Origin of the sequence: Streptomyces cupreus, from assembly GCF_014257025.1 — a bacterium.
GTDB lineage: Bacteria > Actinomycetota > Actinomycetes > Streptomycetales > Streptomycetaceae > Streptomyces > Streptomyces cupreus.
In genome coordinates, this window is record NZ_JACMSF010000014.1 from 138,830 (window position 1) to 160,718 (window position 21,889).

The window sequence follows — 21,889 nt, forward strand, 5'->3', positions numbered from 1 at the left end:
GGGCTTCCACCGAAACCGCGCTGCGCCAATCTCATGGCGCATAACCGGCCCACCCCTCAATCCGCTCAGGCTTCGCCCGCACGGGGCCGTACCAAACGACGAGGAGACGCCGATGGCACCAGCCATCACGCTTGCCGCAGAGACGGAGCTCTCTGCCGCCAACACAGGTTTCATGCTCATCTGCTCCGCCCTGGTGATGCTCATGACACCGGGCCTGGCCTTCTTCTACGGAGGCATGGTCCGCGTCAAAAGCACCCTGAACATGCTGATGATGAGCTTTATCAGCCTGGGGATCGTCACCATCCTGTGGGTGCTCTTCGGATTCTCCCTCGCCTTCGGTGACTCCCAGGGCGGGATCATCGGCTGGACGTCCGACTACGTCGGGCTCAATGGCGTCGGCAACGCCGAGCTGTGGGACATCTACAACATCCCCATCTATGTGTTCGCCGTCTTCCAGCTGATGTTCGCGATCATCACCCCCGCCCTGATAAGCGGTGCCCTCGCGGACCGCGTGAAGTTCAGCGCCTGGGCGCTGTTCATCACCCTGTGGGTCGTCATCGTGTACTTCCCGGTCGCCCACTGGGTCTGGGCGCCGAGCGGCGGCTGGGCCTTCGACCTGGGCGTCATCGACTTCGCCGGTGGTACGGCCGTCCACATCAACGCCGGTGCCGCGGCCCTCGGCGTGATCCTGGTCATCGGCAAGCGCGTCGGCTTCAAGAAGGACCCGATGCGCCCGCACAGCCTCCCGCTGGTCATGCTCGGCGCGGGCCTGCTGTGGTTCGGCTGGTTCGGCTTCAACGCCGGCTCGTGGCTCGGCAACGACGACGGTGTCGGCGCGCTGATGTTCGTCAACACCCAGGTCGCCACCGCCGCCGCCATGCTCGCCTGGCTCATCTACGAGAAGATCCGCCACGGCGCGTTCACCACGCTGGGCGCCGCCTCCGGCGCGGTCGCCGGTCTGGTCGCCATCACCCCGTCGGGTGGTGCGGTCTCCCCGCTCGGCGCCATCGCGGTCGGCGCCATCGCCGGTGTGCTGTGCGCCATGGCGGTCGGCCTGAAGTACAAGTTCGGCTACGACGACTCGCTCGACGTCGTCGGCGTCCACCTGGTCGGCGGCATCGTCGGCTCCCTGCTCGTCGGCTTCTTCGCCAGCGGCAAGGGCCAGTCCGAGGTCGAGGGCCTCTTCTACGGCGGCGGCCTGGAGCAGTTCTGGAAGCAGTGCGCCGGTGTCGGTGCCGTCCTGGCCTACTCCCTCGTCGTCTCCGCGATCCTCGCCTTCGCCCTCGACAAGACCATCGGTATGCGGGTCTCCGAGGACGACGAGGTGGCGGGCATCGACCAGGCCGAGCACGCCGAGACCGCATACGACTTCAGCGGTGCCGGCGGCGGTGCCGCCCGGACCGCCGCCGCGGCCCCGGTCGCCGACACTGCGAGCAAGAAGGTGGACGCATGAAGCTCATCACCGCAGTCGTCAAGCCCCACCGGCTCGACGAGATCAAGGAAGCCCTCCAGGCCTTCGGAGTCCACGGGCTGACGGTCACCGAAGCCAGCGGCTACGGTCGTCAGCGGGGCCACACCGAGGTCTACCGCGGTGCCGAGTACACCGTCGACCTGGTCCCGAAGATCCGCATCGAGGTCCTCGCCGAGGACGACGACGCCGAGCAGCTGATCGATGTCATCGTCAAGGCGGCCCGCACCGGCAAGATCGGTGACGGAAAGGTCTGGTCCCTGCCGGTCGAGACGGCCGTACGGGTCCGCACCGGCGAGCGCGGACCGGACGCGCTCTAAACGGCAGAAGTAAAGACAGGAGTCGCTGGGTGACGAGTACGGACGTGCGGAAAGAAGCAGATGACTCGGGACCCAGCGGCTACGCGGCGGCCCGGCTGCGCCTCCTCACCGAGGGGGCGCGGTCCGGGCCGCCGCGCCGTACCGCCCTCGCGGAGCTCACCGACGACTGGCTCACCGGCCTGTTCGCCGCCGGAGCCGAGGGCATGCGCGGGGTCTCCCTGGTGGCCGTCGGCGGCTACGGCCGTGGCGAGCTGTCCCCACGCAGCGACCTCGATCTGCTCCTGCTGCACGACGGCTCCGACGCGGACGCCGTCGCCGCCCTGGCCGACCGGATCTGGTACCCCGTCTGGGACCTCGGCCTCGCCCTCGACCACTCGGTACGCACGCCCGGCGAGGCCCGTAAGACCGCCGGGGAGGACCTCAAGGTCCAGCTCGGCCTGCTGGACGCCCGGCACATCGCCGGCGACCTCGGCCTGACCGCGGGACTGCGGACCGCCGTCCTCGCCGACTGGCGCAACCAGGCGCCCAAGCGCCTGCCCGAACTCCAGGAACTGACCGCCGAACGCGCCGAGCGCCAGGGCGAGTTGCAGTACCTCCTGGAACCCGACCTCAAGGAAGCCCGCGGCGGCCTGAGGGACGCGACCATCCTGCGTGCCGTCGCCGCCTCCTGGCTGGCCGACGCCCCCCGCGAGGGCCTCGACGACGCCCGGCGCCGGCTGCTCGACGTACGCGACGCCCTGCATCTGGCCACGGGCCGCGCGACCGACCGGCTCGCACTCCAGGAACAGGACCAGGTCGCCGCCGAGCTGGGACTCCTCGACGCCGACACCCTGCTGCGGCAGGTGTACGAGGCGGCGCGGGTCATTTCGTACGCCAGTGATGTCACCTGGCGTGAAGTGGGGCGCGTACTGCGGTCGCGCGCCGTGCGGCCCCGGCTGCGCGCCATGCTCGGCGGCGGCAAGCCGGTGACGGAACGGTCGCCGCTGGCCGAAGGCGTCGTGGAACAGGACGGCGAGGTGGTGCTCGCCCGCGCCGCACGCCCCGAACGCGACCCCGTGCTCCCCTTGCGCGCCGCGGCCGCCGCCGCACAGGCCGGACTCCCGCTCTCCCTGCACGCCGTACGGCGCCTGGCCGCCACCACCCGCCCGCTGCCCACACCCTGGCCCGCCGAGGCCCGCGAACAGCTCGTGACCCTGCTCGGCTCCGGCCGTCCGACGATCGAGGTCTGGGAGGCGCTGGAGGCCGAAGGCCTGATCACCCGCCTGCTGCCCGACTGGGAGCGGGTCCGCTGCCGCCCCCAGCGCAACGCCGTGCACATCTGGACCGTCGACCGGCACCTCATCGAGACCGCCGTCCGCGCCTCCGAGTTCACCCGCCGAGTCCACCGCCCCGACCTGCTGCTCGTCGCCGCGCTGCTGCACGACATCGGCAAGGGCTGGCCCGGCGACCACTCGGTGGCCGGCGAGATCATCGCGCGCGATGTCGCGGCCCGGATCGGCTTCGACCGCGAGGACGTCGCCGTACTCGCCGCCCTCGTACGCCATCATCTGCTGCTCGTCGACACCGCCACCCGGCGCGACCTGGAGGACCCGGCCACGGTCCGCTCGGTCGCCGAGGCGGTCGGCACCCAGTCCACGCTGGAGCTGCTGCACGCCCTGACCGAGGCGGACGCCCTGGCCACCGGCCCCGCCGCCTGGTCGTCCTGGCGCGGTTCGCTCGTCGCCGACCTGGTCAAACGCGTCGCCGCCGTGCTCGCCGGGGACGTGCCGGAGGAGCCGGAGGCCGCCGCGCCGACCGCCGAGCAGGAGCGGCTGGCCATCGAGGCCGTAGCGACCGGGAGCCCGGTGCTGGCCCTGCGCGCGCAGACCGAGCCGCCCGCGACGGAGGAGCAGCCCTCCGGCGACCCGGAACCGCTCGGCGTGGAGCTGCTGATCGCGGTCCCCGACCAGCCCGGCGTCCTCCCGGCCGTGTCCGGCGTCCTCGCCATGCACCGCCTGACCGTCCGCACCGCCGAACTGCGCGCCATGGACCTCCCCGACGGCGTCGACGGCACGGTCCTGCTGCTGAACTGGCGGGTCGCGGCGGAGTACGGCTCCCTGCCCCAGGCCGCCCGCCTGCGCGCGGACCTGGTACGCGCGCTGGACGGCTCCCTGGACATCGCGGGGCGGCTGGCGGAACGCGACGCGGCCTATCCCCGGCGCCGGGGCGTTGTCGCGCCTCCCGCGCGCGTGACGGTCCACCCGACCGCCTCCCGCCTCGCCACGGTGATCGAGGTACGGGCCCAGGATGCGCCGGGGCTGCTGTTCCGGATCGGACGGGCGCTGGAGGACGCGAGGGTAAGCGTCCGCAGCGCGCATGTGAGCACGCTGGGCGCGAACGCCGTGGACGCCTTCTACGTCACCGGCCCCGAGGGAGCGCCCCTGCCGGGCGACGAGGCGGCCGGCGTGGCACGGAAACTGGAGGAGACGCTGCGGGCCTGACCGGGGGATCCCGGCCACTTGTGCCGCCGGGATACCCTGGAGGGCGATTCCCACAGCCACCGACCCCGAGGACCGCGAGCGCCGTGTTCGATACTCTCTCCGATCGCCTCTCAGCGACTTTCAAGAACCTGCGTGGCAAGGGACGGCTCTCCGAGGCGGACATCGACGCCACCGCGCGCGAGATCCGCATCGCGCTCCTCGAAGCCGATGTCGCGCTGCCGGTCGTCCGGACCTTCATCAAGAGCGTCAAGGAGCGCTCGCTCGGTGCCGAGGTTTCCAAGGCACTGAACCCGGCGCAGCAGGTCCTGAAGATCGTCAACGAGGAGCTCGTCACGATCCTCGGCGGCGAGACCCGCCGTCTCCGGTTCGCCAAGCAGCCGCCCACCGTCATCATGCTGGCGGGTCTCCAGGGTGCCGGTAAGACCACCCTCGCGGGCAAGCTCGGCCGGTGGCTGAAGGAGCAGGGTCACTCCCCGCTGCTGGTCGCCGCGGACCTCCAGCGCCCGAACGCCGTGAACCAGCTCAGTGTCGTCGCCGAGCGCGCCGGTATCGCCGTCTACGCCCCGGAGCCGGGCAACGGCGTCGGTGACCCGGTGAAGGTCGCCAAGGACTCCATCGACTTCGCGAAGTCCCGGGTCCACGACATCGTGATCGTCGACACCGCCGGCCGCCTGGGTATCGACCAGGAGATGATGCAGCAGGCCGCGGACATCCGGGACGCGGTCAGCCCCGACGAGATCCTCTTCGTCGTCGACGCGATGATCGGTCAGGACGCCGTCAACACCGCCGAGGCGTTCCGCGACGGCGTCGGCTTCGATGGCGTGGTGCTCTCCAAGCTCGACGGTGACGCCCGCGGTGGTGCCGCCCTGTCGATCCGGCAGATCACCGGCAAGCCGATCATGTTCGCGTCGAACGGCGAGAAGCTCGACGACTTCGACGCCTTCCACCCGGACCGGATGGCCTCCCGCATCCTCGACATGGGTGACCTGCTCACCCTGATCGAGCAGGCGGAGAAGACCTTCGACCAGGCCGAAGCCCAGAAGATGGCGGAGAAGCTGGCCTCCAAGAAGGGCCAGGACTTCACCCTCGACGACTTCCTGTCCCAGATGGAACAGGTCAGGAAGATGGGCTCGATCTCCAAGCTGCTCGGCATGCTGCCCGGCATGGGGCAGATCAAGGACCAGATCAACAACCTCGACGAGCGTGACGTCGACCGCACCGCCGCGATCATCAAGTCGATGACCCCGGCCGAGCGCCAGGAGCCGACGATCATCAACGGCTCGCGCCGCGCCCGTATCGCCAAGGGCTCCGGTGTCGAGGTCAGCGCGGTGAAGAACCTGGTCGAGCGGTTCTTCGAGGCTCGCAAGATGATGTCCCGCATGGCTCAGGGCGGCGGTATGCCGGGCATGCCGGGGGTGCCGGGCATGGGCGGCGGCCCCGGCCGTACGAAGAAGCAGCCGAAGAAGGCCAAGGGCAAGCAGCGCTCCGGCAACCCGATGAAGCGCAAGCAGCAGGAGCAGGAGGAGGCCGCCCGGCGCGCGGCGGCGGCTCAGGGCGGAGGCGCCTTCGGGCTGCCGGGCCAGCAGGCCGGCCAGGACTTCGAGCTGCCGGACGAGTTCAAGAAGTTCATGGGCTGAGACCCGGCTCTACGGCATCGAGGGCGTCCCTGTCCGACGGGGCGCCCTCGGCGTATGAGTGCTGGCCGGTCGCGTCCTCGGGGTCCGCGACCGCCTGAAGGAACTCCCTTACCCCGCCGGGGACTTCAGGGGACGCGGGCGATCAGGTACCGGAACACGTTCGGCATCCACACGGTCCCGTCCGGCCGTTGATACGGATGCAGCGCCTCCGTCAGTTCCTTGTCCACCTGCGCCGGGTCGGTCGCGGAGATCGCCGCGTCGAACAGCCCGGTCGACAGCAGCCCCCGTACGGCGCTTTCGACATCGGCGTAGCCGAAGGGGCACGCCACACGTCCGGAGCCGTCGGGGCGCAGGCCGGAGCGCTGGGCGACCTCCTCCAGGTCGTCGCGAAGGGCGGGGCGCCAACTGCCCGCGCTGCGCAGTGGATCGGCCAGTTTGGTGGCCACGCGCAGCACGGACGACGTGGTGCATCGCTCCGGCGGACCCCAGCCGGCCAGCACCACGGGCGCCCCCCGTTCGGCGAGCGGCTTCGCCCCTTGAAGCAGTTCGCCTAGTCCCTCCGAGTCGCCCGCGAGGCACCCGATGGGCTCGAAAGCGGTCACCAGGCTGTACGCGGGCGTCTCCGCGTCGGCCGCGTCCCTGGGAGAGCCGTCCATGAGCCGGGTGCCGGCACGCGCGCGTGCGCCCCATGGCTCGGGCAGCAGCCGCTGCCGGGCCAGGGTGAGCCGCTCGGGCGAGGAGGGTTCGACACCGGTGATCGCGGCCCCTCGGGTGGCCGCCATCAGCAGGGCGAGCCCGGAACCGCAGCCGAGGCCCAACAGCCGGGTGCCGGAGCCCACTTCGAGCCGTTCGTAGACGGCCTCGTAGAGCGGGACGAGCATCCGCTCCTGGATCTCGGACCAGTCACGCGCGCGTGCCCACAGGTCCACACGGGGCGTGGGTCCCGCGTGAGACAGGTGTTGCCGCACGAGCGTAGGTGTCATCGAAAGCGCCCCAATCCGCCGAGAGTTGCCGCTGTGCCCGTTTCCCTAGCCCCCGTGACGTGCGCTCGCTCTCCCCCCGTATGCCAGGTAACTCCGCGCTCGACCCGGCGTCCAGGGGTCGTCGGGCCCTGCTTGTGGCCGGGCCGTGCCTGTGGCGAGAATTCACATTCCGGCAACGTGGGCCCGTACCATCGCGCCATGGCAAAAGCACCCGTTCTCACACCGCGGGCGGATGATTTCCCGCGCTGGTACCAGGATCTGATCAGCAAGGCCGAGCTGGCCGACAACGGGCCGGTGCGCGGCACGATGGTGATCCGACCGTACGGGTACGGACTGTGGGAGCGGATGCAGGCGGAGATGGACGCCCGCATCAAGGAGACGGGCACCCAGAACGCGTACTTCCCGCTGCTGATCCCGCAGTCGTACTTCGTGAGGGAGGCCGACCATGTCGAGGGCTTCGCGCCCGAGCTGGCGGTGGTCACACACGGCGGCGGCAAGGAGCTGGAGGAGCCGGCGGTCGTCCGGCCCACCTCCGAGATGATCATCAACGACTACTTCTCGAAGTGGGTGCAGAGCTACCGCGATCTGCCGCTGCTGATCAACCAGTGGGCGAACGTGGTGCGTTGGGAGCTTCGGCCCCGGCTGTTCCTTCGTACGACCGAATTCCTGTGGCAGGAGGGCCACACCGCGCACGCCACCTATGAGGACGCCCGCGACTTCGCCGCGCACATCCATCGCCAGGTCTACGAGGACTTCATGGTGAACCTCCTCGCCATGGACGTCGTCCCCGGCCGCAAGACCGTCAAGGAGCGGTTCGCGGGCGCCATCAACACCCTCACGCTCGAAGGCATGATGGGCGACGGCAAGGCGCTTCAGATGGCCACCAGTCATGAGCTGGGCCAGAACTTCGCCAAGGCCTTCCATACGCAGTACCTCTCGAAGGAAGGCAAGCAGGAACTCGTCTGGCAGACCTCCTGGGGTTCGACGACCCGCATGATCGGCGCCCTGGTGATGGCTCACGGAGATGACAACGGCCTCCGTGTCCCGCCGCGCCTCGCCCAGATCCAGGTCGTCGTCCTCGCGATCAAGGGCGACGATGCGGTTCTGGCCAAGGTCCGCGAGCTCGGCGACCGGCTGACGGCGGCGGGCATCCGGGTGCAGGTCGACGACCGTACGGACACCCCCTTCGGGCGGCGCGCGGTCGACTGGGAGCTCAAGGGCGTGCCGGTACGGATCGAGATCGGGCCGCGCGACCTGGAGGGCGGCACCGCGATGGTGGCGCGCCGGATTCCGGGCGGCAAGGAGCCGGTGGCCCTCGATTCCCTCGTAGAACTGCTGCCCGGGATTCTGGAGGACGACCAGGCGCTGCTGCTGAAGCAGTCCCGCGAGCGGCGGGAGTCCCGTACGGCCGAGGTGGCCAGCATCGAGGAGGCCGTCGAGGCGGCCGCGACCGGCTGGGCGCGTATCCCGTGGGCGGCGCTCGGCGCGGCGGGGGAGGCCGAGCTGGCCGAGCACTCGGTGACCGTACGGTGTCTGGTCGCCGAGGACGGGTCGGTACCGGCGGACGACGACGCGCCCGGTAACGTCGCGATCGTCGCGCGCGCTTATTGATGAAGAGGCAGAAGGTGCGAGAGCGACCGAAAGGCCTCTTGCGCCTCTGCGGGACACTGCCACCCCGTCGCGCGGGGACGACGTACGCGCGAGTGCGTATGGAGGACTACGCACCGGCTTATGGTGAGCTGTGAGGCTTCTCCGCAGATCAGCGCACCCGCCCTCGTCCGGACGCATCAGCGGCAACTGACGGGTACGTGCAAATTATTTGGGATGGCCCGGAATCGGAACACTGGGGCACCCCGGCTCGTTGTCATTACGTGAGCACGACACAGACACCACCTGTTCTCGCCGCAGAGCTGGCACAGGCGTGGGCCGACATTCAGCGGCACCACCCCGAGCTGCCGGATCTCGCCGCGCCAGAGTCCCTGATCGGAGAGTCGTCGTCCGCGTGCGGACACGAACTCTCCTTCGAGCGTCTTCTCCATGAGGCGGTGCATGGCATCGCCGCCGCCCGAGGAGTGCGCGACACCTCCCGTGCCGGCCGCTACCACAACCGCAGATTCCTCGCCATCGCAGAGGAGCTGGGCCTGGACCACCCCGACGAACCGCACCCCAGCAGCGGATTCTCGCTGGTCACGCTGAACCCGGAGGCCAAGCGCCGCTACCGTCCGACGATCGAGCGTCTCCAGCGCGCCCTGAAGGCGCACACGGCGGCGACGTCGGCGGACACGGCCCGCTCCTTCCGGGGCCCGGCGGCCCGGCACGGCTCCTCCGGGGGCGGCGTACGCGTCAAGGCGGTCTGCGACTGCGGCCGCAATGTCCGCGTCGTCCCCTCCGTCCTGGCGCAGGCCCCGATCGTCTGCGGCGGCTGCGGAAAGCCGTTCCGGATCCCCGAGGTCGTGGGCGCGGCGTAACCACTGACCGAGTACCGGCATCTCGTGGCTGCCGGTGCAGTGGGTTACGCGCGGTGTCGCTCCACCTGTGGCACCTCGTCGCGCCGGCTGCGCACCCGACGTACCTCACCTCCGCGCCGGGTGCGCCTCAGCCATGCCCGGCCACCCGTGCCCTCGGTCCGAAGCGAGCCGCAGGGTGTGGCACAATGACTAGCTGTACTCGACAGCCGCACAGGACCCCTCTCTCCTCCGGCTGACGCGTCCATCGGGCACTCGGGTACCGCAACCCCACGCGGCCATCTCGCCGTGCCCAACCACGTCAAATCCAGGAGAACCCACTCCCGTGGCAGTCAAGATCAAGCTGAAGCGTCTGGGCAAGATCCGTTCGCCTCACTACCGCATCGTCGTCGCCGACTCCCGCACCCGTCGTGACGGCCGTGCGATCGAGGAGATCGGTCTGTACCACCCGGTGCAGAACCCCTCGCGCATCGAGGTCAACGCCGAGCGCGTGGCGTACTGGCTCTCCGTCGGCGCCCAGCCGACCGAGCCCGTGCTCGCCATCCTGAAGAAGACCGGCGACTGGCAGAAGTTCAAGGGCGAGCCCGCCCCGGCTCCGCTGCTGGTTGCCGAGCCGAAGAAGGCGCGCCCGTCGTTCGAGGCCCTCGGTGGCGACGACGAGGGCAAGGGTGAGGCCATCACCCAGAAGAAGAAGGCTGAGAAGAAGGACGAGGCGGCCGCCGAGTCCGAGTCGACCGAGGCCTGAGCAGCATGCTCGAAGAGGCGCTTGAGCACCTCGTGAAGGGCATCGTCGACAACCCTGACGATGTGCAGGTCGCCTCGCGCAACCTGCGCCGCGGACGCGTGCTGGAGGTCCGGGTCCACCCCGACGACCTCGGCAAGGTGATCGGCCGCAACGGCCGCACCGCACGCGCTCTGCGCACCGTCGTGGGTGCCATCGGCGGCCGTGGTGTCCGTGTCGACCTCGTCGACGTGGACCACGTCCGCTGACGCCGAACGCAGCACCGGCTCGGGCCGGGGAGGGCCACTGTGCCGTCCCCGGCCCGCAGTCGTACGTACGACAGGAGATCTTCGAAAAGTGCAGCTCGTAGTCGCCCGGATCGGCCGCGCCCACGGCATCAAGGGCGAGGTCACCGTCGAGGTACGTACCGACGAGCCGGAACTCAGGCTCGCCCCCGGCGCCGTATTGGCCACCGATCCCGCATCCGCGGGCCCGCTCACCATCGAGACCGGCCGGGTGCACAGCAGCCGGCTGCTGCTGCGCTTCGAGGGCGTGCGCGACCGCACCGCCGCAGAGGCGCTGCGCAATATCCTCCTCATCGCCGACGTCGACCCCGATGAGCTGCCTGAGGAGGAGGACGAGTACTACGACCATCAGCTGATGGACCTGGACGTGGTGACCAAGGACGGCATGGAGGTCGGCCGGATCACCGAGATCTCGCATCTGCCCTCGCAGGACCTGTTCATCGTCGAGCGGCCCGACGGCAGCGAGGTGATGATCCCCTTCGTCGAGGAGATCGTCACCGAGATCGACCTCGCCGAGCAGAAGGCGGTCATCGACCCGCCGCCCGGCCTGATCGACGACCGCGCCGAGATCGCGTCCACGCGGGACTCCGGGGACGAGAGCGCATGAGGCTCGACGTCGTCACGATCTTCCCCGAGTACCTGGAGCCCCTGAACGTCTCCCTGGTCGGCAAGGCACGCGCGCGTGGCCGGCTGAACGTCCAGGTGCACGATCTGCGCGACTGGACCTACGACCGGCACAACACGGTCGACGACACGCCGTACGGCGGTGGCCCGGGCATGGTCATGAAGACCGACCCCTGGGGTGACGCGCTGGACTCCGTCCTGGCCGACGGCTACGAGACGGGCTCCCACGCGCCCGTGCTGATCGTCCCCACGCCCAGCGGCCGGCCCTTCACCCAGGAACTCGCCGTGGAGCTCTCGGAGCGCCCCTGGCTGATCTTCACCCCGGCCCGCTACGAGGGCATCGACCGGCGGGTCATCGACGAGTACGCCACCCGGATGCCGGTCCACGAGGTCTCCATCGGCGACTACGTCCTCGCCGGCGGCGAGGCGGCCGTACTGGTGATCACGGAGGCCGTGGCCCGGCTGCTGCCCGGTGTCCTCGGCAACGCCGAGTCGCACCGCGACGACTCCTTCGCGCCCGGCGCCATGGCCAACCTCCTGGAGGGGCCCGTCTACACCAAGCCGCCCGCGTGGCGCGGCCGTGGCATCCCGGACGTGCTGCTCAGCGGGCACCACGGCAAGATCGCCCGCTGGCGGCGCGACGAGGCCCTCAAGCGCACGACCGTTCACCGGCCGGACCTGATCGAGCGCTGCGACCCCAAGGCCTTCGACAAGAAGGACCGCGAGATGCTCTCCATCCTGGGCTGGGCACCGGATCCCGAGGGCGAGCCCCATGGTCGATTTTGGCGCAGGCCGGACGGCGTGGAAGAATAGGTCGCTGTTGTGCGCCGTCCGGTGTGCGCCCCTGCCACAGGGGGACACGACGCCCGCCCCGACGCGAACAGCATCCTCTTGGAAACCAGCTACCGCCTATGACCTGTGGCATGGGCGAAGAAAGCAGACGAAATGTCTCACCTGCTCGACTCCGTCGACGCCGCGTCGCTGCGCAGCGACGTCCCGGCCTTCCGCCCGGGTGACACCGTCAACGTCCACGTCCGCGTCATCGAGGGCAACCGCTCCCGTGTGCAGCAGTTCAAGGGCGTTGTGATCCGCCGCCAGGGCGCCGGTGTCCGCGAGACCTTCACGGTCCGCAAGGTCTCCTTCTCCGTCGGCGTCGAGCGCACCTTCCCGGTGCACACCCCGATCGTGGAGAAGATCGAGCTCGTCACCAAGGGTGACGTGCGCCGCGCCAAGCTGTACTACCTCCGTGAGCTCCGCGGCAAGGCCGCGAAGATCAAGGAGAAGCGCGAGAACTGAGCGCTTTCCGGACGTCACAGCGGGGCCGGATAGCATCTGGCCCCGATGGACACCGAAGCACAGCCGACGGAGCGCGACCGCTCCTCCCGCCCTTCCGAAGCCGAGGACACCTCGGATCCGAGGGGGCCGGAGGGACGGTCGCGTTTCGCGTTGGTGTCGCGGATCTCCGAGTGGCTGCCCGGCGGACGGATCACCCTGACCCTGCTGGTCTGCCTGCTCTTCCTGCTGCTGCTCAGCACGTTCGTGCTCCAGCCGTTCCAGATTCCGAGCGGATCAATGGAGCGGGGATTGAGGATCGGGGACCGCGTTCTCGTAAATAAGTTGGCGTACCGTTTCGGTGCCCAGCCGCGGCGTGGCGATGTCGTCGTGTTCGACGGAACCGGGTATTTCGGGGACGCCGACTACATCAAGCGCGTTGTCGGTGTGGGGGGAGACCATGTGGTCTGCTGCGACAAGGAGGGGAGCATCCAGGTGAACGGCCGGTCGGTCGACGAATCGGCGTTCCTGTACCCCGGGGACGGCCCGTCCAGCGTGTCCTTCGACGTCGTCGTGCCCGAGGGCACCCTCTTCGTCCTCGGCGACCACCGCAGCGCCTCCAGCGACTCCCGCGACCACCTGGGCTCCCCGGGCGGCGGCATGATCCCCGTCGACGACGTCGTCGGCAGGGCCGACTGGATCGTCTGGCCCACCGCCCACTGGACCCGCCTGGAGCGCCCCGACGCCTACGCGCGCGTGCCCGCCGCCGATGACGGCTGGAGCGCCCCGGAGGCGATCGGGCCAAAAGAGGCGGACGGTGCCCATGGGTAACCGCGGAAAGCCACGCGGGGCAGCCAGCAGCGCCGCCGACGACCTCCTGCCCACCGGCTCCCGGCGCGCCTCCGGCTCCGGCGCCGGCCGTACGCGCGCGGAGCGGCGCAAGCTCCAGCGCAAGGTCAAACGACGGCGCCGGCGCAGCGCGATCAAGGAAATACCGCTCCTCGTCGGGGTCGCGGTGCTCATAGCCCTCGTCCTGAAGACCTTTCTCGTCCAGGCCTTCGTGATCCCCTCGGGGTCGATGGAGCAGACGATCCAGATCGGCGACCGGGTCCTGGTCGACAAGCTCACCCCGTGGTTCGGCTCCAAGCCGCAGCGCGGGGATGTCGTCGTCTTCAAGGACCCCGGCGGCTGGCTCCAGGACGAGCAGCCCACCGTCAAGAAGGAGGACCCCGTCGTCGTCAAGCAGATCAAGGAAGGGCTCACCTTCATCGGTCTGCTGCCGTCCGACAATGAGAAGGACCTCATCAAGCGAGTCGTCGGCGTCGGCGGCGACCGGGTCAAGTGCTGTGACGGGCAAGGGCGGGTCACCGTCAACGGCGTCCCCCTGGAGGAGGACTACCTCTACCCCGGAAACGTCCCGTCCCTGACCGAGTTCGACATCACCGTCCCGCAGGGGCGGCTGTGGGTGATGGGCGACCACCGCGCGGACTCCGCCGACTCCCGTTCGCACCAGGACCAGAACGGCGGCACGGTCTCCGAGGACGAGGTGGTCGGCCGCGCCATGGTCATCGCCTGGCCCTTCGGTCACTGGGGCACCTTGGACGAACCGAAAACCTACGCATCCGTCTCCGACTCGGTCACCGGGTCGACCGCGGCTCCCGAGCTGTCGCATAGGGTTGCCTCCGACGATCCGAACGGATCGATCCGACTCCCGAGCCCTGCGGAACTCCCGCTCGTTATGGGAGTGGTGGGCCTGCGTCGTCTCTGGGGCAGGCAGCGGCACAGAGTAAGGAGTTGGCGTGGGGGATGTGGCGGTAGGCGCACGATCCGGGCACGACGGCGAGGACCGCGGACGCCCCGCGGAGGCGGCTGACCCGGCCGCGGACGGCGCTGTGACCTCCGGGAATGACCCCGGCACGGCCGAGGACGGCACGGCCGGGGAGCAGACCCGCACGGACGGCCAGGGGCCCGGCGACTCGGCCCCCACGGTGAAGAAGCCACGCTCCTTCTGGAAGGAGCTGCCCATCCTGATCGGTATCGCCCTGGTGCTGGCGCTGCTGATCAAGACGTTCCTGGTGCAGGCCTTCTCCATCCCGTCCGCCTCGATGCAGAACACCCTCCAGCAGGGCGACCGGGTGCTTGTCGACAAGCTCACGCCCTGGTTCGGCTCCGAGCCCGAGCGCGGTGAGGTCGTCGTCTTCCACGACCCCGCCAACTGGCTGGCCGGCGAGCCCACGCCCGATCCCAACGCCCTGCAGACCTTCCTCAGCTGGATCGGCCTGATGCCGTCCGCGGAGGAGAAGGACCTGATCAAGCGGGTCATCGGCGTCGGCGGCGACACCGTGGAGTGCAAGGGCACCGGCCCGGTGAAGGTCAACGGCAAGGCCCTGAACGAGTCGTCGTACGTCTACCCGGGCAACACGCCGTGCACCAACGACTCCGACGGCGGCCAGTTCAAGGTGAAGGTCCCCGAGGGCTACATCTGGGTCATGGGCGACCACCGGCAGAACTCCCGGGACTCGCGCTACAACCGGTCGGACGGCAACAACGGCATGGTGCCGGTCGACAAGGTCGTCGGGCGCGCCATCGTCGTCGCCTGGCCGATCAACCGCTGGGACACCCTGCCGGTTCCGGACACCTTCGACCAGAACCTGAGCGCGCAGACGGCGGCCGTCGCGCCCTCGGGCCTGGCCCTCGCGGGTGTCGTACCGATCGTCCTGTGGCGCCGTCAGCGATCCCGCCAGGGCGGCGAATGATCCAGACCATGGGCTGACCCGGGGGCGTACCCCCGGGTAGGGTGCGGATCCATGGGTGGCGAGAGCACGACGCGTACGGCCCCGCGCACTGGCGGGGGCAAGCGCCCGGCGGGCAGCAGGACCGGACAGCGACTGTCCGGGCTCGCGGTGGCGCTGGGCCTGGTGCTGTTCCTGGGCGGCTTCGCCTGGGCGGCGGTGGTCTACCGGCCGTACACCGTGCCCACGAGTTCGATGACGCCGACCATCGACGCCGGTGACCGGGTGCTGGCCGAGCGGGTCGACGGGGACGAGATCCGCCGTGGGGACGTCGTCGTCTTCAAGGACGCGACCTGGGCGAACGCTCCCGTGGTCAAGCGGGTCGTGGCCGTCGGCGGCGACACCGTCGCCTGTTGCACGGACGGCAAACTGACGGTCGACGGCAAGAAGGTCGACGAACCGTATCTGCCCGAGGACAGCCTGGCCGAGATCACCGACTTCCCGACCGTCACCGTGCCCAAGGGGCGACTGTTTCTGCTCGGTGACGAGCGGCAGGGCTCGCTGGACTCCACGGCCCATCTGACCGACGCCGCGAGCGGCACGGTGGCGAGCGACGCGGTGACCGCCCGGGTCGATGCCGTGGTCTGGCCGATGGACGGCATGCTGGAGCGCCCCTCCGGCTTCGAGGAGCTGGGCGCGCTCTCCTCGCCGGGGCCGCTGCGCACGATGGGCGTGATGATCGTCGTGGGCGGCCTGCTGGTGCTCGGCGGTGGCGCGTACGGTCCCTTGGCCAGGTGGCTGGGCCGCTCCCGTACCAGGACGGAGCCCGCGGGTGCTCGCTGAGGACATATACACGGGCGGGATGCGCAAGGTCGCCCGGGTCGTGCTGCTGGACCCCGAGGACCGGATCCTGCTGCTGTACGGGCATGAGCCGGACGATGTGAGCGACGACTGGTGGTTCACGCCGGGCGGGGGCGTCGAGGGCGACGAGACCCGTGAACAGGCCGCGCTGCGGGAACTCGCCGAGGAGACCGGCATCACCGAGGTCGAGCTCGGCCCGGTGCTCTGGCGGCGGACGTGCTCGTTCCCGTTCGCGGGGCGCCGCTGGGACCAGGACGAGTGGTACTACCTGGCCCGAACTGCACAGACGGTCACCGAGGCCATGGGCCTCACCGAGCTGGAGCGGCGCAGTGTCGCCGGAGCGCGCTGGTGGACGTGTCAGGAACTGACCCGGGCACATGAGACGGTGTATCCGACCAGACTCGCCGAGCTGCTGCGCAGGCTGCTCGACGAAGGTCCCCCGGCCGGGCCCGTGACCCTTGACACCGAAATCGTCTAGGGGCTCGCGGGACTGGCGCACAATGGTGGGATCGCACGGCTGAAGGGGAACATGCCATGAGCGCCGAGGACCTCGAAAAGTACGAGACCGAGATGGAGCTCAAGCTCTACCGGGAGTACCGCGATGTCGTCGGTCTGTTCAAATACGTGATCGAGACCGAGCGGCGCTTCTACCTGACCAACGACTACGAGATGCAGGTGCACTCGGTCCAGGGAGAGGTGTTCTTCGAGGTGTCCATGGCGGACGCCTGGGTCTGGGACATGTACCGGCCGGCCCGCTTTGTGAAGCAGGTGCGTGTGCTCACGTTCAAGGACGTGAATATCGAGGAGCTGAACAAGAGTGACCTGGAGCTCCCGAGCGGGTGACGGAGTTATCCACAAGCGGTGAGCTGTCCACCAAGATCCTTTTCTTGGGGGTGGATGCGTGATCGTCGGTGCCGGAGGTGGTGCCGACATGAACGCACGCAGTGCACTCGGCAAGTACGGAGAAGGCCTGGCCGCCAGGAGGCTGGCCGAGGCCGGGATGACGGTCCTGGAGCGCAACTGGCGCTGCGGCCGGACCGGCGAGATCGACATCGTGGCGCGGGACGGGGACGCGCTGGTCGTCTGTGAGGTCAAGACCCGCAGGAGCGACTGCTTCGAACACCCGATGGCCGCGGTCACCCCCGAGAAGGCGGAGCGCCTACGACACCTGGCCGAACGCTGGATCCAGGCCCATGGAGGAGCACCACCAGGCGGCGTTCGCATCGACGTCGTCGGAGTCCTCCTCCCCGAGCGGGGCGCCCCCGTGGTCGAACACGTACGGGGGGTGGCGTGATGGGCTTCGCACGCACCTGCTCGGTGGCCCTGGTCGGAGTAGAGGGCGTGGTGGTGGAGGTCCAGGCCGACCTCGAACCGGGCGTCGCCGCGTTCACACTGGTGGGCCTGCCGGACAAGAGCCTGACGGAGAGCCGGGACCGGGTTCGGGCGGCTGTGGTGAATTCGGGGGCCGAGTGGCCGCAGAAGAAGCTGACGGTGGGGCTCAGCCCGGCGTCGGTCCCCAAGGCCGGCAGCGGCTTCGACCTGGCCGTCGCCTGCGCGGTCCTGGGCGCGGCGGAGCGGATCGATCCACGGGTGCTCGCCGACATCGTGATGATCGGGGAGCTGGGCCTGGACGGCCGGGTACGGCCCGTCCGAGGCATCCTGCCCGCGGTACTGGCCGCGGCCAACGCCGGTTACGAACAGGTGGTCGTACCGGAGTGCGCGGCCGCCGAGGCCTCCCTGGTGCCGGGCGTCTCCGTGCTGGGTGTGCGCAGTCTGCGCCAGCTGATCGCCGTACTGGCGGACGAACCCGTGCCCGACGAGGAACCGCACGAACCGGGCCGCCCCGATCCGCTGCTCGCCGGACTGCGGGTGCCGGGCACGGGCGCGGCCACGGGGATGCACAGCGCCGGTGCGGCACAGCAGGACAGCGGCCATGACCTCGCCGACGTCGTGGGCCAGCTCTCGGCCCGTACGGCCGTGGAGGTCGCCGCGGCCGGCGGGCACCATCTGTTCCTGGAGGGGCCGCCCGGTGCCGGCAAGACGATGCTCGCCGAGCGGCTGCCGGCGGTCCTGCCCCGGTTGGCCAGGGAGGAGTCGCTGGAGGTCACGGCGGTGCACTCGGTGGCGGGTCTGCTGCCTCCGGGCAAGCCCCTGATCGACGTCCCGCCCTACTGCGCCCCGCATCACTCGGCGACGATGCAGGCACTGGTCGGCGGCGGCCCCGGCATCGCACGGCCGGGCGCGGTGTCGCTGTCCCATCGGGGCGTGCTGTTCCTGGACGAGACACCGGAGTTCAGCGGTCAGGCTCTGGACGCCCTTCGGCAGCCTCTGGAGTCCGGGCACGTGGTGATCGCGCGCAGCGCGGGGGTCGTCCGGTTCCCGGCGAAGTTCCTGATGGTCCTCGCGGCCAACCCCTGCCCCTGCGGTCGGTTCTCCCAGAACGACGACTTCTGCGAATGCGCGCCTGCCGCCATCCGCCGGTATCAGGCCCGGCTCTCCGGGCCGCTGCTGGACCGGGTCGACCTGCGGGTCGAGGTGGACCGTGTCACCCGCGCCGAGCTCACCGAGCGCGGTGCCCGCGGCGAGTCCACGGCGACGGTGGCCGCCCGGGTCCAGGAGGCCAGGGACCGGGCGGTGGCCCGCCTCGCCGGTACTCCGTGGCGGACGAACAGCGAGGTGCCGGGCCGGGAGCTGCGCAGCCGCTGGTACTCCGCGCCCGGCGCGATGGACGAAGCCGAGCGCAGCCTGGAACGGGGCGTGCTGACAGCCCGCGGTCTCGACCGTGTCCTCCGTGTCGCCTGGACCGTCGCCGACCTGGTCGGCCACGACCGGCCCGACGCGCTGGACGTCGCCCTGGCGCTGCAACTGCGTACCGGGGTCCCCCGAGGGGTCCCCATGGCCATCGGGGCGTTGACGTGAGCCGCGATGGTGAACCGGACGAGGAGCTCCACGACCGGGTGTTCCTCGCCCGGGTTCTTGAGCCCGGGGACGAGGTCGCGGGGCGGTGGCTGCGGGAACTGGGGGCTCGGGAAGTCGTGCGGCGGTTACGGGCGAAGGGAGCCAGGCTCGACGGGGTGAGCGAGAAGCGGTGGGCCGGGCTGCTGGCTCGGGCCGAGTGGGCCGATCCTGGACGGGATCTTGGTGTTGCTCGCGACGCGGGGGTTCGGTTTGTTCGTCCGGGGGATGGTGAGTGGCCCGGGCAACTGGATGATCTGGGGGATGCGCGGCCTGTCGGGCTCTGGGTTCGGGGGGTGGCCAGTTTGCGGATGTGGGCGCTGCGGTCTGTGGCCGTTGTGGGGGCCCGGGCCTGTACCGAGTACGGCTCTCATATGGCCGCCGTCCTCGGTGGTGGGCTCGCCGAGCGGGGGTGGGTGGTTGTCTCCGGGGGTGCTTACGGTATTGACGGGGCTGCCCACCGGGGGGCCCTCGCTGCCGGAGGGGCCACCGTGGCCGTGCTCGCCTGTGGGGTTGACCGGCCCTATCCGCGCGGGCACACCCAGTTGATCACCAGGATCGCGGAACAGGGGCTCGTCATCGGGGAGTTGCCTCCCGGGGACCATCCGACGCCCAGCCGGTTCATCGTCCGGAATCGGGTGATCGCGGCGCTCACCAGGGGCACTGTCGTGGTCGAGGCCGCGCATCGGAGCGGTTCGCTCGCCACGGCCCGGGCGGCGCAGCGGTTGGGGCGCCACACGATAGGGGTACCGGGCCCGGCGACCAGCGGGCTCTCCGCCGGGGTGCATGAACTGTTGCGGGGGGACGCCGTCCTCGTCACGGACGCCGCGGAAGTTGTCGAGCTCGTCGGGGACATGGGCGAGCTCGCTCCGGACCGGCGCGGACCCGTCCTGCCAAGGGATCTCCTGGCGCCGGGCGCTCGGCGGGTGCTCAGCGCCCTGCCCGGGAGCCGCGCGGCCCCACCCGACGAGATCGCCCGCGGGGCGCAGACTACGGACGACGACGCCATCGCCCGGCTGTACGAACTCCGAGCACTTGGTTACGTCGAACGACATGGCGACGGCTGGAAGTTGACACGCCAGGCGATGACCTCGGTCCGCGGAGGTCGCAGTCGATGTTGACCGAGCGTGTTCGGCCGTCCGGGGGATCCTTGACGCCCTTGGGAATTCCCGGAGTTGATGCGCACGGTCAATCACACAGAGCGACCGCCATGCCCCGGGGGGACCCCTAGCGGAACGTATCTGCGCACTCTCTGAGCCCTGGCCTTCGCGCACCGCGACACTCCAGTCACGCTACGCTCACGTGGATTCCGGTGCAGACCGGCACCTCGACACCAGACCCGTACCAGAGCGACAGCTCACCCAGGCTCCCGCACTTCACGGCAGAACGGCACAAGGCGACGAATGGCCCAGCACACCTCCGGGTCCGACCGGGCGGCGATCCCCCCAGCCGTCTGCGACGGTGGCAGCGTGCGGCCGCCCGCTCCCTCGACGCTCGACGAGCTGTGGCGGTCGTACAAGACGACGGGGGACGAGCGGCTGCGTGAGCAGCTGATCCTGCACTACTCGCCGCTGGTGAAGTATGTGGCGGGGCGGGTCAGCGTCGGCCTGCCGCCCAACGTGGAGCAGGCCGATTTCGTGTCCTCGGGGGTGTTCGGCCTGATCGACGCGATCGAGAAGTTCGACATCGACCGGGAGATCAAGTTCGAGACGTACGCGATCACCCGGATCCGGGGCGCGATGATCGACGAACTGCGCGCGCTCGACTGGATCCCGCGGTCGGTGCGGCAGAAGGCGCGGAACGTGGAGCGGGCGTACGCGACCTTGGAGGCGCGGCTTCGGCGGACGCCGTCGGAGGGGGAGGTGGCCGCCGAGATGGGCATCGCGGTGGATGAACTCCACGCGGTGTTCAGCCAGTTGTCGCTGGCCAATGTGGTGGCGCTGGAGGAGCTGCTGCATGTGGGGGGTGAGGGCGGGGACGGGCTCAGCGTCATGGACACGCTGGAGGACACCGCCGCGGACAACCCCGTCGAGGTGGCCGAGGACCGGGAGCTGCGGCGGTTTCTGGCGCGGGCGATCAACACGCTGCCCGAGCGGGAGAAGACCGTTGTGACGCTGTACTACTACGAGGGGCTCACGCTCGCCGAGATCGGGAACGTACTGGGGGTGACCGAGAGCCGGGTGAGTCAGATCCACACGAAGTCGGTGCTTCAGCTGCGGGCGAAGCTGGCCAGTTTCGGACGGTGAGCAGCAGCGGGCGGTGGGGAGCACTCCCGTCGTGGGTGGTGCGTCCGTAGAGTGTTGACGTGCCAAGGATTCGAGCGGCCTCCGTGGCCGAGCACCGGTCGATGCAGCGAGCCGCCCTGCTGGACGCGGCTCGTTCCCTGCTGTCCGAGGGTGGGACGGAGGCGCTGACGTTTCCGGCTCTCGCCGAGCGGACGGGGCTCGCGCGGTCGTCCGTGTACGAGTACTTCCGGTCACGGGCCGCCGTGGTCGAGGAGCTGTGCGAGGTCGACTTTCCTGTGTGGGCCGCGGAGGTCTCCGCGGCGATGGAGCGGGCGTCGTCGGCCGAGGACAAGGTCGAGGCGTATGTGCGGGCGCAGCTGGCCCTGGTGGGGGATCGGCGGCATCGGGCCGTGGTCGCCATCTCCGCGAGTGAGCTGGACGCCGGGGCCCGGGAGAAGATCCGGGCCGCGCATGGTGGGCTGGTCGCGATGATCGTCGAGGCGCTGCGGGACATGGGGCACGCGGAGCCCCGGCTTGCGGCGATGCTGCTGCAGGGGGTTGTGGACGCGGCCGTGCGGCGGATCGAGCTGGGGGCGGCGGAGGAGCCGTCGACGATCACGGACGCGGCGGTGTCGATGGCGCTGCGGGGGGTTCGGGGCTGAACGCCCCGCGGGGTGCCCGCAGCCAGGGCCTGTCCGGCGGATCATGTCGGCGTCGCGGGGTCTGGCACGCACTCCCCCGGAGGGGGACCCCCAGCCGCGTTGTCGTCACTCTCCCCCATCGCTCCGCGTCGACTCCCTCCTCCGCCTTGCAGCCGACCTGATCCGCCGGACAGGCCCTA

The 21,889-nt window shown here is 70.2% G+C and carries 23 protein-coding genes; 22 read left to right on the plus strand and 1 reads right to left on the minus strand.

Going from position 1 to position 21,889, the window contains the following annotated elements:
- The first annotated feature begins 112 nt into the window (after positions 1-112).
- From H4N64_RS15740 to ffh, 4 genes are all read left to right on the plus strand, one after another.
- Complete coding sequence (locus H4N64_RS15740; RefSeq protein WP_186282925.1) at positions 113-1,453, plus strand: ammonium transporter; 1,341 nt, start codon at positions 113-115, stop codon at positions 1,451-1,453.
- Positions 1,450-1,788 carry a P-II family nitrogen regulator gene (locus H4N64_RS15745; RefSeq protein WP_003997576.1) on the plus strand — a complete coding sequence of 113 codons (339 nt, stop codon included), beginning with the start codon at positions 1,450-1,452 and terminating at the stop codon, positions 1,786-1,788. Before H4N64_RS15740 ends, H4N64_RS15745 begins: the two co-directional genes overlap by 4 nt.
- A 29-nt stretch (positions 1,789-1,817) precedes the next feature.
- Positions 1,818-4,268 (plus strand): [protein-PII] uridylyltransferase, encoded by a 2,451-nt coding sequence (locus H4N64_RS15750; RefSeq protein ID WP_186282926.1) that lies wholly within the window; start codon positions 1,818-1,820, stop codon positions 4,266-4,268.
- An 83-nt stretch (positions 4,269-4,351) separates the two neighbouring features.
- The gene (ffh, locus tag H4N64_RS15755; protein WP_186282927.1) at positions 4,352-5,905 is read left to right on the plus strand and encodes a signal recognition particle protein; all 1,554 of its coding nucleotides are present in this window, start codon (positions 4,352-4,354) and stop codon (positions 5,903-5,905) included.
- 125 nt (positions 5,906-6,030) lie between these two features.
- Here the strand turns inward: ffh and H4N64_RS15760 are convergent, their stop codons facing one another.
- Positions 6,031-6,888: an SAM-dependent methyltransferase gene (locus H4N64_RS15760; protein WP_186282928.1), complete on the minus strand. Its 858-nt coding sequence runs from the start codon at positions 6,886-6,888 to the stop codon at positions 6,031-6,033.
- A gap of 198 nt (positions 6,889-7,086) precedes the next feature.
- Between H4N64_RS15760 and proS the strand changes: the two genes are divergently transcribed.
- The 18 genes from proS (at position 7,087) to H4N64_RS15850 (ending at position 21,710) form a co-directional block, all read left to right on the plus strand.
- The gene (gene proS, locus H4N64_RS15765; protein ID WP_186282929.1) at positions 7,087-8,499 is read left to right on the plus strand and encodes a proline--tRNA ligase; all 1,413 of its coding nucleotides are present in this window, start codon (positions 7,087-7,089) and stop codon (positions 8,497-8,499) included.
- 260 nt (positions 8,500-8,759) lie between these two features.
- Positions 8,760-9,356, plus strand: coding sequence for a hypothetical protein (locus H4N64_RS15770; RefSeq protein WP_186282930.1), 597 nt, complete (start codon positions 8,760-8,762; stop codon positions 9,354-9,356).
- A gap of 322 nt (positions 9,357-9,678) precedes the next feature.
- Complete coding sequence (rpsP, locus tag H4N64_RS15775) at positions 9,679-10,098, plus strand: 30S ribosomal protein S16 (RefSeq protein WP_186282931.1); 420 nt, start codon at positions 9,679-9,681, stop codon at positions 10,096-10,098.
- Between the two features lie 5 nt (positions 10,099-10,103).
- A complete protein-coding gene (locus tag H4N64_RS15780; protein ID WP_003973401.1) occupies positions 10,104-10,343 on the plus strand; it encodes an RNA-binding protein in 240 nt (79 codons plus the stop codon).
- Positions 10,344-10,431: 88 nt separating this feature from the next.
- Positions 10,432-10,986, plus strand: a complete 555-nt coding sequence (gene rimM, locus H4N64_RS15785; RefSeq protein WP_186282932.1) for a ribosome maturation factor RimM — start codon at positions 10,432-10,434, stop codon at positions 10,984-10,986.
- Positions 10,983-11,816, plus strand: a complete 834-nt coding sequence (gene trmD, locus H4N64_RS15790; protein ID WP_186282933.1) for a tRNA (guanosine(37)-N1)-methyltransferase TrmD — start codon at positions 10,983-10,985, stop codon at positions 11,814-11,816. The genes rimM and trmD overlap by 4 nt, the downstream gene beginning before the upstream one ends.
- Before the next feature lie 132 nt (positions 11,817-11,948).
- A complete protein-coding gene (gene rplS / locus H4N64_RS15795) occupies positions 11,949-12,299 on the plus strand; it encodes a 50S ribosomal protein L19 (protein WP_018531094.1) in 351 nt (116 codons plus the stop codon).
- A 45-nt stretch (positions 12,300-12,344) separates the two neighbouring features.
- On the plus strand, positions 12,345-13,106 hold the full coding sequence (gene lepB / locus H4N64_RS15800) for a signal peptidase I (RefSeq protein ID WP_186282934.1): 762 nt from the start codon (positions 12,345-12,347) through the stop codon (positions 13,104-13,106).
- Positions 13,099-14,148, plus strand: coding sequence for a signal peptidase I (lepB, locus tag H4N64_RS15805; protein WP_186282935.1), 1,050 nt, complete (start codon positions 13,099-13,101; stop codon positions 14,146-14,148). Before lepB (H4N64_RS15800) ends, lepB (H4N64_RS15805) begins: the two co-directional genes overlap by 8 nt.
- Entirely contained in the window at positions 14,075-15,031 is a 957-nt protein-coding gene (gene lepB, locus H4N64_RS15810; protein WP_186282936.1) for a signal peptidase I, read from the plus strand. The genes lepB (H4N64_RS15805) and lepB (H4N64_RS15810) overlap by 74 nt, the downstream gene beginning before the upstream one ends.
- 51 nt (positions 15,032-15,082) lie before the next feature.
- Positions 15,083-15,850, plus strand: coding sequence for a signal peptidase I (gene lepB, locus H4N64_RS15815; protein ID WP_186282937.1), 768 nt, complete (start codon positions 15,083-15,085; stop codon positions 15,848-15,850).
- A 19-nt stretch (positions 15,851-15,869) separates the two neighbouring features.
- Positions 15,870-16,346 carry an NUDIX hydrolase gene (locus H4N64_RS15820; RefSeq protein WP_186282944.1) on the plus strand — a complete coding sequence of 159 codons (477 nt, stop codon included), beginning with the start codon at positions 15,870-15,872 and terminating at the stop codon, positions 16,344-16,346.
- Between the two features lie 56 nt (positions 16,347-16,402).
- Complete coding sequence (locus H4N64_RS15825) at positions 16,403-16,711, plus strand: DUF2469 domain-containing protein (protein ID WP_003993268.1); 309 nt, start codon at positions 16,403-16,405, stop codon at positions 16,709-16,711.
- Positions 16,712-16,799: 88 nt separating this feature from the next.
- Complete coding sequence (locus tag H4N64_RS15830; protein WP_186282938.1) at positions 16,800-17,162, plus strand: YraN family protein; 363 nt, start codon at positions 16,800-16,802, stop codon at positions 17,160-17,162.
- Positions 17,162-18,787: a YifB family Mg chelatase-like AAA ATPase gene (locus H4N64_RS15835; protein WP_186282939.1), complete on the plus strand. Its 1,626-nt coding sequence runs from the start codon at positions 17,162-17,164 to the stop codon at positions 18,785-18,787. The genes H4N64_RS15830 and H4N64_RS15835 overlap by 1 nt, the downstream gene beginning before the upstream one ends.
- Positions 18,784-19,944, plus strand: coding sequence for a DNA-processing protein DprA (gene dprA / locus H4N64_RS45095; RefSeq protein WP_186282940.1), 1,161 nt, complete (start codon positions 18,784-18,786; stop codon positions 19,942-19,944). Before H4N64_RS15835 ends, dprA begins: the two co-directional genes overlap by 4 nt.
- A gap of 282 nt (positions 19,945-20,226) precedes the next feature.
- A complete protein-coding gene (whiG, locus tag H4N64_RS15845) occupies positions 20,227-21,069 on the plus strand; it encodes an RNA polymerase sigma factor WhiG (protein WP_186282941.1) in 843 nt (280 codons plus the stop codon).
- A gap of 83 nt (positions 21,070-21,152) precedes the next feature.
- A complete protein-coding gene (locus H4N64_RS15850; RefSeq protein WP_186282945.1) occupies positions 21,153-21,710 on the plus strand; it encodes a TetR family transcriptional regulator in 558 nt (185 codons plus the stop codon).
- Positions 21,711-21,889 lie beyond the last annotated feature (179 nt).